Raw genomic sequence first — 13,858 nt, 5'->3', positions numbered from 1 at the left:
ATTGTTCTACAAGGAGTGAACGACGTGAAACAGCTTTCGAAAATACAGACGGCTCTTATGCTGGCGTTTCTAGTCACGGTGTGGGGAATTAACTGGCCGCTGACAAAAGCCGCGCTTGCCTATTCGCCGCCTCTTCTGTTTGCCGGAATCCGCACGCTGATCGGCGGACTTCTATTATTAATGGTGGCGCTGCCCCGTTTTAAAAAGCTGCGTTTTAAAGAAACGTGGCCGATCTATCTTATTTCTGCCATTTTAAATATTACTTTATTTTACGGCCTGCAAACGGTCGGCTTGAATTACCTGCCTGCCGGCTTATTTTCAGCCATCGTGTTTTTCCAGCCGGTGTTAATGGGCGTTTTTTCTTGGCTGTGGCTCGGGGAATCGATGTATCCTTTAAAAATAGCCGGTCTTATTCTGGGCTTTGCCGGTGTCGCCGTCATCAGCGCAGCCGGTTTCGGAGGCCATATTTCCATCGCCGGCATTCTTTTGGCCTTAGGCTCTGCGGTCAGCTGGGCGCTCGGCACGGTATATGTGAAAAGAACGGGCGGACGCGCGGACTCTATCTGGATGGTCGCTCTTCAGCTTCTGATCGGCGGCGTGCTGCTTGTCAGCTCCGGCCATTTTTCAGAAAGCTTTTCAGCGATTCAATGGAAAGCTCCGTTCATTCTCAGCCTTCTGTTCATTTCAGTTTTTGTTATCGCGCTCGGCTGGCTCGCCTTTTTTACGCTTGTCGGTTCAGGGGAAGCAAGCAAGGTCGCCTCTTACACCTTCCTGATCCCGCTCATATCCATTACCGTCAGCTCGATATTCCTGCATGAGCCGCTGACCGTCAGCCTTTTAGCCGGACTGCTTCTGATCGTCACAAGCATTTGTTTTGTGAATATAACACCGAAGAAACTGAAAACACCTGCTCTGGCCGCAGAAAAAAAGGCCGTTCATTAAAAAAACTCTTGCCGCGGGGCAAGAGTTTTTTTATTTATTGACGTCTCCCTTTCACGAGATACGCAGCCGTAATGAGGAGATAGATGGCCGCAGTGATGCATGTAATGACGATGGATGTCGTCGCAATTACGCCGACCAGGATGGCCAAAAGCGCAAGCACCGCAAACCATGTCGTGTACGGGAACCATTTGACGTAATAAGCCGGCTGTTCTGTTGAATGTTTTCTTGATTTCAAATGGGCGAATCCGATAATCAGCCAGATGAACAGCACGGTATAGCCGAGGGAACCCATCAAATAATTAAACGTCTGGCTTCCTGCGAATAATGAAATCAGAACGCCTACATATAAAAATGACGTACAAGTCAGAATCGCATAGACGGGAACCTTTTTCTTCGATAGTTTTGAAAAGATTTTCGGCACCCGGCCGTCAGAAGCCTGCGTAAACAAGACGCGGGATGATCCGTACAGTCCCGAGTTCATAGACGAGATAATCGCAAGAAGAATGACGGCATTCATAATATGGTCGGCACCCGGAATCCCGATCATCTTAAATACTATGACAAACGGGCTTTCCGGAACGCTGTTGACTTGATTCCAAGGAATCAGGCTGACGATGATGAAAAACGGCAGCAAGTAAAAAGCGACAATCCGCGTTAACGTGCTTCGGACAGCTTTCGGGATCACCTTTTCGGGATTTTTTGTCTCCGCCAGCGTGACGCCGATGATTTCCGTTCCGCCGTATGAGTAGATCACGACGAGCATCGCCGTAATGACACCCCCCGCTCCATGCGGGAAAAACCCTCCGTGATCCGTTAAATGAGACAGCCCCGGCGCCGTGTGATTGCCGAATGAGAAAAATAATAGCAGAATCCCGCATAAAATAAAGATGACAATCACTGTAATTTTAATGAGCGCGAGCCAGTACTCCGTCTCGGCAAACAGTTTCACAGAAAGCATGTTTACGACCGTCACCACGATGGAAATGATCAAAGCCAATATCCATATCGGACATTCCGGCAGCCAATATTGAATGAAAATGGCGGCTACGACCGCCTCCGCGGCAATATTGAGCACCCACATTTTCCAATAGATCCAGTCTAAAAAGTATGCAGCGTACGACCCGAGAGACTGCTGAACCAAATCACGGAACGTCCTTGCATGTTTGTTTCTGACTGCCATTTCGGCCAGCCCCTGCATAATAAACAGCAGAATGATTCCGCCGAGGAGGTAGGCCAATAACACGGATGGCCCCGCTTCATCAATCGCCGTGCTGCTGCCTTTAAAGAGCCCGGCCCCGATTGCGCCTCCAAGCGCCATCATCATAATGTGTCTGGACGACATCGTCCGTTTTAACGTTTGCTTGTCCTTTTCCATCTATCACACGCCCTCTCGCAAAAAGTGTTCATCACATAAAAAAGCACGCCGCCTCTTTGGGAAAAGAGACGGCGTGCCTCAGGCAGCCGCGGTACCACTCTTGTTGATCCCGAATATCCGGAATCCAGCTTAAAAACCTTTTAACGAAGGTCAGCCGTTAGGACATAGGGAATATTCCGACAATTCCGTTCCGCCCTGCCACTTCCGGGCGAGTTCAAAGAACAATCAGTCCGCGTTGCACCAACCCGCGGCTCTCTTTTTCTGACTGGATTCTTTTACTGCTCCCGTTCACAGTGTTTTATGTTAAATGAATCTCTTGAGTTTTTATTTTCTGAATATAGTAACATAATATACAGTCTTCTATTTTCAAAGTCAATACTAATTTTTGCCGCTGGTTTTCTTATCACCTATTTAAGACATTTTGACTGACCATGTTTATATTCATATGCGGGGTGAGCCGGCCCCTAATATGGCGTAATCAGCACTTTATATATTGTTCAAACAGAAATTCCGACGAAAGGTTTCTGCGATATATGGACTGAGCGGCAAAAAGTTAGCAGAAATATGAAAGGTTTTACTCTTATGCTGGTATCCCCAACTTAGTAACTGTACACATTTCATTTCTAATCGTTCAACTCCAATGACTCCACAAGGTTCTATACCCGGAAGTCATATTCCATTTATTAAAGCTATTGACATGAAACCAATTCCACAAATTAAACTCGTGGAGAACACTAGTTGGCGTAACACGAAACTGTATAGAAGCATTAGTGGCGTTACAGCTAGTGTTTTTGAGTTTTTAAAGGAGATTTTCAGGATACAAATAACAATAACGAGAAAATCAGGTGTAGAAAGATGAATGAGACACCTATTTTTTTACAAAAATGATAATAAAGGGTTGATATGGTACGGGTTTCATACTTTAAGATGATGATGTGTCTTCACTGAATACTAAATAAACATTTCCAGGAGGAGTTTCCTATGCAGTCCAGCACATCATTTAACAGCCCAGCTTACCTTGAAACAAATGGAGTAATGAAAATCGCTGATATAACCTATAGTAATAACGAATGGCTGAACTTCGACATTGGAGGAGAAGGAATTTTTAAGAAATCAGGTTCTTATTTAGTTCCATCTCTTCCAGTAGAATTTCATTGTCATGGAATCGGTCACTATGATTTTAGCAATTTAGATCAATTAGATATTGAAAAGATCAATACACTAGCTGAAATAGAAGGGATTTTCTGTGTACCCTCTATTTTTCTTCCTCATAATCAATTAGATCAATTTGCAGCCTTTATGAAAGAGTTCCATACACAAAAGAGAAAGGGACGTTACCGTAATATTTTAGGTATTTCACTAGAAGGACCATTATTGGCCAGCTTTGCAGGCACACCGGAAAAAGGGAATTGGGCACCCTTAAAAGAAGAATGGGAAAAGATCGCTTCTTGCGGAGAATACGGTCTTATTTATACTGTACTGTCCCCAGATGCTATGACTGAAAACTCCTATCTAAAGAAATATATCACCGAAGAACATCCGAGTTTAGAATGGATTGTGGATACACTTGTGGAGGCTGGAGTTAAACCGGCGCTGGGTCACTTCCAAAAAGCATACCCGGAGGAAACCTCTGAACTTATAATGAAAGTTATAGATACAGCGCAAAAACGCAGCAATTACACTGGATCAGATGCCGTTTTAACAGATCATTTGTTTAATGATATGCCAAACAATTTTAAACACACCTGGAGAACACCCCAAGAAAGAGTACATAGATTAGAGGGGTTAAAAGATGCTCGGTTAGATAAATGGAACATAGATAATATAAACACACTTGTCGGAGAAGTTCCCGGTACTTTGATGAGAGCCGCGAAAGAAGGTTTATTAACCATTTGTATGAATTTTGATAGTGAACATGTAGACTTAGAAGTTGCACGGCGGGTTGTAGAACTTGTTGGCTCTAAGGGTATTATAGCATTGACAGATCGCATTGACACAGATTCCATGTGCGGCCAATCACTGGAGAAAATTGAAGGGAATAATCTGTGGTATCAAGGGAAAGGGTATGTAGCAGCAGGGTCTTACACAATTGATCGGCTTATGCATAATATTCGTGCTATAGGTTTTAATGAGAAAGTTGTATGGAATATGACATCATTTGTACCATTAAAAGCTTGTCACTTCCTAAATGAACTTGAAAACCTTTCCATGAAGCCCTTCAGTTTTATAGATGAAACGAAAAAAAGAGCTCATTTCAAAGCGCCTGCCCCAGAGCTGATTCTGCGCTAAGCAAAAAAGACCACCATAAAGTGGTCTTTTTAAGTTGACTTTCTTTTAATAAGTTTTAGGTTCAACTTATTTATATTAGGGACATCTTTGTTATTCATTAAGTTATATAATAAATTTGCTGCTGTTTGTCCCAACTCTTTAATAGGTTGATGTATCGTTGAAAGTTCTATTACCTTAGATATCGGCTGATTATCAAATCCTATAACCGCCAGTTCTTCAGGTATTCGTATTCCCTGTCTTTTCGCTTCATAAATGATCCCTGCCGCAACATAATCACTTCCTACAACCATTGCCGCAGGACGAGGTGACTTATTTAGTAATAATTTTGCTATTTCTATACCATTCTCAATAGTGTACTGTTCCTCAAAGTACCAATTATCACTCCATTTCAATCCGTATTCATTTCGAAAGTGAAAAAATGATTTTTTTCTGCTTATGCCAACACCGCTCTTAGGATTTCCTATACATAGACCAATGGATTGATGTCCTTGATTTCGCAGATGATCAATTGCCATTTTGATTCCTGACTCATGATTAATAAATATATGTGCAACCTGTTTGCTTGCAGAAGCTTCACAGGAAACAATATTGCCAAACCCAGATATCTCGTCGAGTACGTGATGGGGGCTTACACAGGATCCCAAAATAAGACCGTCAATCAGTTTGTATTTCAATCTGTTAAAAAACTCCATTTCTTGTTCAGGATCGTTATTTGATTGGTGCACAAGTAAACTGTAATTATGTTTATTACACTCTTCGCCTATTCCGGCAATCAGTTTACTGAAAAACGGATGGTTGATTTTAGGAACAATGACTCCGAATACATTTGTCTTCCCCCTGGATAGGTTAATCGCGTTGAAATTTGGTACATAATTTAATTCCTTCATAGCTTTTAACACAGCGTCCCGCTTCTCAGGTTTTACATAAGGATGATTATTGAGAACTCTGGAAACTGTTGTCCGAGAAACGTTCGCTTTCTTTGCTATCTCTGTAATGTTTGTCATTACTGTTACTCCTTCTTAGACAGCGTTATCAGGATTTCACACTGAATAACACAAGGGGAAAAAAAGCATTTAATGAATAGTTTTATCATGGCCTGCATGAATATGTGCGCCTTCATGTCCCACACTATAAATAGAACGGGGCTTCCCCATCTTGTGTAATAGTTTGTCAAATAAACCTACTAATATCCCCAGACATAGCAACACAATGATGGTTCCTATCCCAATCGGCCCCTGAAGAATGATTGCAAGCACAAAAGCTAAAGCTTCCCCTATCGTCTTTGTAATATTAATACCCCAACCTGTGCGTTCAGTAATAGCCAACATTAATTCATCATTCGGTATCGAAGGAAAAGATGCTCTTAAATAAATAGCGATTCCCATAGCCAATATACACAACCCTATCAAAAATAAACTCCATTGAAGAATTACAGAATCTGTTTTTAAGAACGAAAGAACCTTTAAGTTTAAAAGGTCAACAAAACTTCCAATAATAACAATCGGAATAAAACCGGCTAGATTAGGAAACCGCATTTTTATGAGGCTGTTTATAAAGATAAGGATTCCTCCGACAATGAAAACCCATGACCCGATTGTAAGGCCAATGAGTTCTGATAAAGCCACGTTTAGAGCATCCCAGGGGGCAATCCCGGTATTAGATTTAATCATACATACAACCCCTACGGATAAAATAAACAATCCGACAATATAGATTAAACATCTTTTCACAAAATGGCTCATGGCTGTATACTCCGCGGTTTAGGGTCTTCTTCTTTCGTCAGAATGTAATGATCAAAAGCATAAGATACACCACACTCATCATTCGATAACGTTTTAAAAGCAGCCAATTGAATAAGCTTCTTATCTGCATTTCCCATGGCTATCCCTATTCCTGCTGCATGAAACATAGGCAGATCATTTAAATTATCACCTATTGCGATTGCATTCTGCGCATCCGTTCCATAATGTTCACAAAGTTTATTTAATGACGCTCCTTTATCTACTCCTGCACTTGTGATTTCAAGATTGAATGCTCCTGAACTCGTTACGGCACACTCCTTCAGTTGTCCAAAATATTCTTTAGCTTTTTTTAATTTTCTTTGGTTTGGCGAAACGATCATACATTTTATGACATACCGATAATCGATAGGGTCAATTGTACCCGGTATTTCCTCTAACCCGTATTGATGGATTTGAGCTTTAATAGAACTCCAAAATACTTCTTGATTAAAATGAGGTTCTTCCATTACCGTATTGTAAAGTTCTTTTTCAAGCTGCTGAATTCCTTGATTTGATACGGCAATTTTGTCAGATAAGTAAAGCTGATAATAGATTTCCTCTTTATTTAACCATGTTATGATAGGTTGGATTACATCTGAATCCATAAAATGTTCGAATATTACCTGATTTCCCACATCAATTTGAGCGCCGTTTGAAGCAATAATCGGAAAATCCAAATCATATTTATTGATGATGTGTTTTGCATCAAATAAAGCTCTCCCTGTAGCGATTGTTACAAGATGACCTTGTTTTTGTCCAAGCTTTAAAGCTCTTACATCTTGTTCTTGGATAGTTAAGTTCTCTGATAACAGCGTGCCATCTAAGTCAATTGCAATTACTTTCATGTGAATTTCCTCCTCAGAGTTTAAAAATCATTGAAAGTATAATGTATGGTACGCGTTTCAGAGCAATTAGATTATTATATTAATTTGAAGTTTTTCTCCAGAAGCTGATTAGACCTGTGCTTCTCAAGTGTTCTCCTGCTTAATGATCCTTCTCTTTTGATTAATCCAGTTAATAAAGAACTGACTGCTAATGGCGGAACACTAATTTGAAGAAATTCATCTGGAATTTCAAGCGCTGGCAACTCACTAGAAACCGGACTGTAGCAGGACAGCTTTCCATCATGTGTTTGACTTATGGCCGGCGACTTGGGCACCGGCACTTTTCAGAGAACGATCACTTTTTGTAAATCGGATGTATGAAGTGTCATTGAGGCGGTGTCCCCGATATACTTGTCTCTTTTCTTTCATTTGCGGTAAAGAAAGCAAAACCTGATTCCCTTATGACAGAACTTGCTTTATCATAAAAGTATGCGTTTACATTCGAGTAGGGAGGTTATAGCATGACCCCTGTGAATTCAAGCAGCATCGGGAAGATTCAGGCGGCCAGCAAAGGTTTGTCGCCAAAATTAAGAGCGATTGCAGACCATATCGTGAAGGAACCGAAAGACGTGATTCACCTTTCCATCATTCAGCTGGCGGAAAAAACGAAAAGCTCTGAAGCGACGATTTTCAGGCTGTGCAAACGGCTCGGTTTTTCCGGCTATCAGGATTTAAAAATCGCGCTTGCTCAGGAGATCGTTCAGGAGCCGGTGCAGCACATTCATGAAGAAATGAGCCCCGACGACGATATCGAAGTCATCATCCGGAAAGTTTTCCGCACAAACATTTCCGGTCTGACCGATACCTTTCATTTATTAGATCCGGCCGACGTTGAAAAAGCGGTAGAAATGATCCACCGCGCGGACAGAATCGAATTTTACGGAAACGGCGGTTCCGGACTGATCGCCACAGACGCATATCATAAATTTATGCGTACGGGTATAAATTGCATCGCGCACACGGATTCTCACTTTCAGGCGATGTCAGCGGGTCTTCTCGGTCCCGAAAGCGCAGTCATCGGCATTTCTCATTCGGGAAGCAACAAGGACGTGCTCGACGCGGTGAAAACGGCCAAATCGCTCGGCGCCGGCACGATCGGCATTACAAGCTACCAAAAGTCGCCGCTCACCCAGATTTCCGACGTGGTGCTGTATACATCAACAAGGGAAACGGCTTTCAGAACGGAAGCAATGTCCGCAAGGCTTGCCCAGCTGTCGGTCATTGATACACTGTATTTCGCCACGGCCCGGCTGCGGCAGGAGAAAACGCTCGCCAACTTGCAGCAAATCAGAAAAATGATCGCGCACAAACGTTTGTAATATTTATTTTTCAAAAGAGAGAATGCCGATACAGCGGGAATTGAGGCAATTTTATAAAAAAAATTTTCTTCTTCATCGTTGATTTATAAAAAAATTATTCCTATAATTGACTTTGTAAGGGCATACATTATCAATCTATCTTATTATTCAATCAGATTAGGCGGGATATATTATGAAGGAAACCCAAGCTGTTATCGGTCTGGATATCGGCACGACCAGTACGAAAGCCGTTCTGTTCGGACCAAGAGGCAAAGTGTTAGCCAAGCATTCGGTTCACTATGATTTAATACAGCCAAAGCCGGCATGGGCCGAGCAGGATCCTGAGCACATTCTGGAAGCGGTTATCGGAAGCATCAGAGGCGCCGTCACAAAGGCCGGACTGAGCCCTGACAATTTGCTTGCAATCGGCATCAGCACCGCCATGCACTCATTGATAGCTGTCGATCAAAACGGCGGCCTGCTGACCAAAAGCATCATTTGGGCGGACAACCGCAGCGCCGAGCAATCAAAACGGATTTTAAAAGAGATGAACGGTTTTGATATTTATAAAAGAACGGGTACGCCGATTCACCCGATGTCTCCGCTTTCCAAAATTGTGTGGATGAAAGAACAGGACAAGGAGACATTCGCGAAAACCGCCAAATTCATCAGTATTAAAGAATATATTCTGCACGAGTTTTTCGGAACTTATGTCGTCGATTATTCGATCGCTTCGGCAACGGGGCTGTTCCGTTTAGATACGCTTTCCTGGGATGAAGAAGCGCTCCGGATTGCCGGAATCCGGGAAGATCAGCTGTCGGACATCGTGCCGACCACTCATCAGCTGCGCGGCCTTGCGCCGGAAATCGCTGCACGGATGGGCATTCATGCGGATACACCGTTTATTATCGGCGCAAATGACGGCGTGCTCGCCAACCTTGGAGTCGGCGCGATCGGCAAAGGCGAAGTGGCCGTTACGATCGGAACAAGCGGAGCCGTGCGTTCGGTGACGGATGCGCCGATTACGGATGAAAAAGCGCGGACATTCTGTTACGCGCTGACTGACAAGCATTGGGTCATCGGAGGCCCGACGAATAACGGAGGCATTATGCTGCGCTGGCTTCGAGACGAATTCGCTTCTCCGGAAGTCGAAACGGCGAAGCGGCTCGGCATTGATCCGTATGATTTAATGATTGATATCGCTGATAAAGTGCCCGCAGGCTCTGAGGGATTGCTGTTTCTGCCGTTTTTATCAGGGGAGCGCGCGCCGTTTTGGAATCCGAATGCCCGCGGAACGTTTTTCGGCATCAGCCTCCGCCATAAACGGGAGCATTTTATCAGAGCGGTGCTGGAAGGCGTCATCATGAGCGTCTTTTCAATCGGTGTCGCACTGAGAGATTTGGCGGGCCCCGCAAAAGACGTGCGGGCTTCGGGAGGATTTGCGAGATCGCCGCTGTGGAGGCAGATTTTGTCCGATACGATGGGACGGGAAGTCCTCGTTCCGGAAAGTTACGAAGCCTCGGCGCTCGGAGCGGCCGTTCTCGCTTTGCACAGCCTTGGCGAAATGGAACGGATCGAGGATGTTCAGGACTGGATCAGAATTTCTCACCGCCATGAACCGAACGTCAAAAACAGCGAAACATATATTGAGCTGTTTTACTTATACGAGCGGCTGTATGACAAGCTCAAAGATGAATTTGACGTCATCAGTGAATTTCAGCTCAAACAAAGCCGTTAATTCTTCTTTGAAAGGGTGAAAAGGTCATGTTACTGTTTATTGTCATTGCCGCTATTATCGTTTTACTCTTATTGATTACGGTCGCTAAATTAAATCCGTTTATCAGTCTTTTGATTACATCCATCCTTGTCGGTTTCGCAACGGGCATGAATCTGCCGGACATTATCGCTTCGATGAAAACCGGGCTCGGCAATACGCTGTCGCTGCTTGCGATCGTGCTGGCCCTCGGTACGATGCTCGGAAAAATGATGGCTGAATCAGGCGGTGCGGAGCGTATCGCCCACACCCTGATCGGCCGCTTCGGCAAAAAGAAAGTGCATTGGGCGATGATGGCCGTCGCTTTTATTGTCGGCATCCCGGTCTTTTTCCAGGTCGGCTTCGTCCTGCTCGTGCCGCTTTTGTTTACGATTGCGATTGAAACCGGGGTTTCATTAGTGACGATCGGAATTCCGCTCCTTGCGGGACTTTCCGTCGTGCACGGATTGGTTCCGCCCCACCCGGCGGCGATGGCGGCTGTCGGCATTTATCACGCCAATGTCGGAAAAACGATTTTGTTTTCTTTAATCGTTGGGATTCCGACTGCCATCATCGCGGGGCCGCTTTACGGAAAATGGATTGGTAAGCGCATTCACAAACCCGTTCCCGAACTGTTGAAAAAACAATTTATTGAACGGAATGAAAAACGCAAGCTTCCGGGATTCGCAAATACATTGTTTACGATATTGGTACCGGTGATCCTGATGCTTATGGCAACGCTTGCCGAAATTGCGCTTCCGGAAAAAAGCACGCTCTATGAAACTTTTAAATTTATCGGCGACCCTGTCACGGCGCTTTTGATCGCCACGGTTTACTCCTTTTTCAGCCTTGGTTTTTATCAGGGCTTTGACAGAGAAAGCATTTTAAAATTCAGCAATGACTGTCTGGGACCGATTGCTTCCATTCTGCTTGTGATCGGAGCCGGCGGCGCTTTTAACAACGTCCTGATTGATTCAGGCGTCGGCACGTATATCGCTGACATGGCGAAACACTCAAGCTTCTCTCCCGTTCTTTTAAGCTGGACGATCGCGGCGGTCATCCGTGTCGCCACGGGTTCAGCGACTGTCGCCATGATGACGGCGGCCGGCATTGTTGCACCGATTGCATCTGTCATGCCGGGCGTCAGCAGTGAGCTTCTCGTATTGGCAACGGGAGCGGGCTCTTTGATTCTGTCACATGTCAATGACTCCGGTTTCTGGCTCATTAAAGAGTATTTCGGAATGACGGTCAAAGAAACATTCCTGACATGGACGGCGATGGAAACGATTATTTCTGTCAGTGCAATCTGTTTTATCATGATCATTAACGCGTTTATATAAAAACAAACCCCGGCCGCAAACCGGGGTTTGTTTTTTTATCGGTCATTCACGAGGATATAAGCGGCTTTAACGGGTCCGTGGACGCCGACAACCAAATCCATTTCGATATCGGCCGAGTTGCTCGGCCCAGTAATATAGTTGATGCAGGAAGGAACGGTGACGCCGTCTCTGATCTGCTGTTTCAGTATATCGCTGGCCTGTGTCATTCTCGGCACAATGGAAGATTTCGGGATGATTGCGATATAGGTGGTCGGAAGCAGGCTGACAGAACGGCCGGCATGCTCTGACGCATACAAAACGACGGTGGCTGATTCCGCAAGCGTGATCTCGCTGAATGTAATGCCCACATTCGCTTGTTCCGCTTTTTCAATATTTTTCGCTCCTTGTTCCGCGTCCCATTCCCAAACGGGAATCCCTTCGTCCGGCCACTCTTCTGTCATAAGGGTCTGCAAGCCGTACGTTTCAAACCGGCTGTCCTTCGGAATGATGACAGGCCCTCCTTCAAAGCGGTTCACCTGCGTGCGCAAAGCGTCGTAAAGCCCGGCTGCATCCGTTTCGATCAGTTCGGTATGAATGTTGACGCAGTGGTCTTTCAGCATCGTGACAAGATCGTCTTCCGTACAGCCCGCATGCGTTTGATATTGAGGCTGATACTTCCATTCAGGCAGGGACACGCCTGATTTCCTGCGCTCTCTGCCCAGACGTTCGGCGATCCGGTTTAAAAAGGATTCCTGATGTGTAACCGTCCCTTTCATCATCATTCTTCCCCCTTTTGTTTTTCCCGGTCTTTAAACCAATCTCTGAATCTCGATTTATGCGGCGCCGGGAAGTCCCGTATTGCCGTCCATTCTTTTAACGGCCCCGGCCCTTTTGATATTTTGTCATCTTCCGTAAACGGCGTCATGGCGGCAGGCGCCCATTTCGATCCCATTTTATAAAGGGACGGGGATGACGAGCCGAGCCCGAAGGCTTTCATCGCCAGTTTTTCGCTGATCGGCGCTTTGCCCTCTTTTTCCACGATGTTCTGCCGATGCTTGAGCAGCAGCTCGTGCAGCGGAATTTTAACGGGACATGCTTCCGTACAGGCCGCGCATAAGGAAGATGCGTACGGGAGCTCCTTGTATTCGTCATATCCGCCGAGAAGAGGCGATAAGACGGCGCCGATCGGACCCGAATAGATGGACCCGTACGAGTGTCCGCCGACATGCCGGTACACGGGACAGACGTTGATGCAGGCGGCGCAGCGGATACATTGCAGCACTGATTGAAATTCCGTGCCGAGTATGCGGGAACGCCCGTTGTCCACAACCACAAGGTGGAATTCCTCAGGCCCGTCCGCTTCTCCTTGCTGCCGGGGTCCCGTCAGCGCCGTAATGTAACTTGTAAGCCGCTGACCGACCGCGCTTCTCGTCAGCATGCTGACAAGCACTTCAAACTCAGAAAATGACGGAACGATCCGCTCCATTCCCATCACGGTGATCTGCGTCTTCGGCAGCGCGGACACAAGGCGGCCGTTTCCTTCGTTCGTCACGAGACTGACCGATCCGGTATCCGCGATTGCAAAGTTGCAGCCTGTAATGCCGACATCCGCTTCGAGAAATTTTTTCCGGAGAACGCTGCGCGCGTGCATGACGAGCTCTTCCGGTTTTTCCGTCTGTTTGTATTCGAGTCTCTCTTTAAACACGTCACGGATCTGCTCTTTGTTTTTGTGAAGAGCGGGAGCAACGATATGTGACGGCGGATCGTGATCGTCAATCTGGAGAATGTATTCGCCGAGATCCGTTTCTGTGACTTCACAGCCCTCTTCCTCAAGCACTTCGTTCATATTGATTTCTTCTGTCACCATGGATTTGGATTTTACGATTTTTTTAGCGTTTTTCTGCCGGATGACATCGCGGATATAGGAGGACGCTTCTTCCGCCGTTTCGGCGAAAAAGACGTGTCCGCCTCTGCTGGCGACATTTTCGGCGAGCTGTTCCAAATAGAAATCAAGATTGTCCAGCACATGCTGTCTGATTTCTTCCGCATGGGAACGCCAATCCTCCCAGTTTCCCAATTCTTCGGCCGCCTGAAGCCTTCTTGTCCTGAGCCGTTCCTGCGCTCCGGAGACGGCTCCTCTCATAAACTCATTATCTATTCCTTCTGATACCCGCTCTTTAAAAGCGGCGGTACCGATTTTCATCGCCATGATTTTCC

Annotated in this window: 11 protein-coding genes and 1 other annotated feature; of the genes, 5 read left to right on the top strand and 6 right to left on the bottom strand. The window is 45.5% G+C overall.

What is annotated here, in order from left to right; genetic code table 11:
- Window positions 1–24: 24 nt before the first annotated feature.
- Window positions 25–942, top strand: a complete 918-nt coding sequence (locus tag NQS30_RS01980) for a DMT family transporter (RefSeq protein WP_032876372.1) — start codon at window positions 25–27, stop codon at window positions 940–942.
- Between the two features lie 34 nt (window positions 943–976).
- Here the strand turns inward: NQS30_RS01980 and NQS30_RS01975 are convergent, their stop codons facing one another.
- Complete coding sequence (locus tag NQS30_RS01975; protein ID WP_007613881.1) at window positions 977–2,317, bottom strand: amino acid permease; 1,341 nt, start codon at window positions 2,315–2,317, stop codon at window positions 977–979.
- 61 nt (window positions 2,318–2,378) lie between these two features.
- Window positions 2,379–2,618, bottom strand: a binding site (T-box leader).
- 680 nt (window positions 2,619–3,298) lie between these two features.
- Between NQS30_RS01975 and NQS30_RS01970 the strand changes: the two genes are divergently transcribed.
- On the top strand, window positions 3,299–4,606 hold the full coding sequence (locus NQS30_RS01970; RefSeq protein WP_218791386.1) for an amidohydrolase family protein: 1,308 nt from the start codon (window positions 3,299–3,301) through the stop codon (window positions 4,604–4,606).
- A 29-nt stretch (window positions 4,607–4,635) separates the two neighbouring features.
- Here NQS30_RS01970 and NQS30_RS01965 read toward each other — a convergent pair whose 3' ends face one another.
- The 3 genes from NQS30_RS01965 to NQS30_RS01955 all read right to left on the bottom strand — a co-directional run bounded on the left by NQS30_RS01965 (window position 4,636) and on the right by NQS30_RS01955 (window position 7,232).
- On the bottom strand, window positions 4,636–5,610 hold the full coding sequence (locus NQS30_RS01965) for a LacI family DNA-binding transcriptional regulator (RefSeq protein WP_015240621.1): 975 nt from the start codon (window positions 5,608–5,610) through the stop codon (window positions 4,636–4,638).
- A 69-nt stretch (window positions 5,611–5,679) separates the two neighbouring features.
- Complete coding sequence (locus NQS30_RS01960; protein WP_063094168.1) at window positions 5,680–6,348, bottom strand: YczE/YyaS/YitT family protein; 669 nt, start codon at window positions 6,346–6,348, stop codon at window positions 5,680–5,682.
- The gene (locus tag NQS30_RS01955) at window positions 6,345–7,232 is read right to left on the bottom strand and encodes a Cof-type HAD-IIB family hydrolase (protein ID WP_094031306.1); all 888 of its coding nucleotides are present in this window, start codon (window positions 7,230–7,232) and stop codon (window positions 6,345–6,347) included. Before NQS30_RS01955 ends, NQS30_RS01960 begins: the two co-directional genes overlap by 4 nt.
- Window positions 7,233–7,732: 500 nt before the next feature.
- On the opposite strand from NQS30_RS01955, the gene NQS30_RS01950 reads away from it, so the two are divergent.
- From NQS30_RS01950 to NQS30_RS01940, 3 genes are all read left to right on the top strand, one after another.
- Entirely contained in the window at window positions 7,733–8,590 is an 858-nt protein-coding gene (locus tag NQS30_RS01950; RefSeq protein ID WP_015240624.1) for a MurR/RpiR family transcriptional regulator, read from the top strand.
- A 172-nt stretch (window positions 8,591–8,762) separates the two neighbouring features.
- Window positions 8,763–10,307, top strand: a complete 1,545-nt coding sequence (gene gntK / locus NQS30_RS01945) for a gluconokinase (protein WP_007407372.1) — start codon at window positions 8,763–8,765, stop codon at window positions 10,305–10,307.
- A 26-nt stretch (window positions 10,308–10,333) separates the two neighbouring features.
- Window positions 10,334–11,662: a GntP family permease gene (locus NQS30_RS01940; RefSeq protein ID WP_007407373.1), complete on the top strand. Its 1,329-nt coding sequence runs from the start codon at window positions 10,334–10,336 to the stop codon at window positions 11,660–11,662.
- A 35-nt stretch (window positions 11,663–11,697) separates the two neighbouring features.
- On the opposite strand, the gene NQS30_RS01935 is transcribed toward NQS30_RS01940, so the two are convergent.
- Together NQS30_RS01935 and NQS30_RS01930 are read right to left on the bottom strand one after the other, a co-directional pair.
- On the bottom strand, window positions 11,698–12,420 hold the full coding sequence (locus NQS30_RS01935) for a LutC/YkgG family protein (protein WP_015240625.1): 723 nt from the start codon (window positions 12,418–12,420) through the stop codon (window positions 11,698–11,700).
- On the bottom strand, window positions 12,420–13,850 hold the full coding sequence (locus NQS30_RS01930) for a LutB/LldF family L-lactate oxidation iron-sulfur protein (protein ID WP_025285309.1): 1,431 nt from the start codon (window positions 13,848–13,850) through the stop codon (window positions 12,420–12,422). Before NQS30_RS01930 ends, NQS30_RS01935 begins: the two co-directional genes overlap by 1 nt.
- Between the last annotated feature and the right edge of the window lie 8 nt (window positions 13,851–13,858).

Origin of the sequence: Bacillus sp. B1(2022) (assembly GCF_040259625.1) — a bacterium.
In the GTDB taxonomy this organism is placed as follows: Bacteria; Bacillota; Bacilli; order Bacillales; family Bacillaceae; genus Bacillus; species Bacillus velezensis.
The sequence above is the reverse complement of the archived record's forward strand: the minus strand, read 5'-3'. Positions and strand labels throughout refer to the sequence as shown.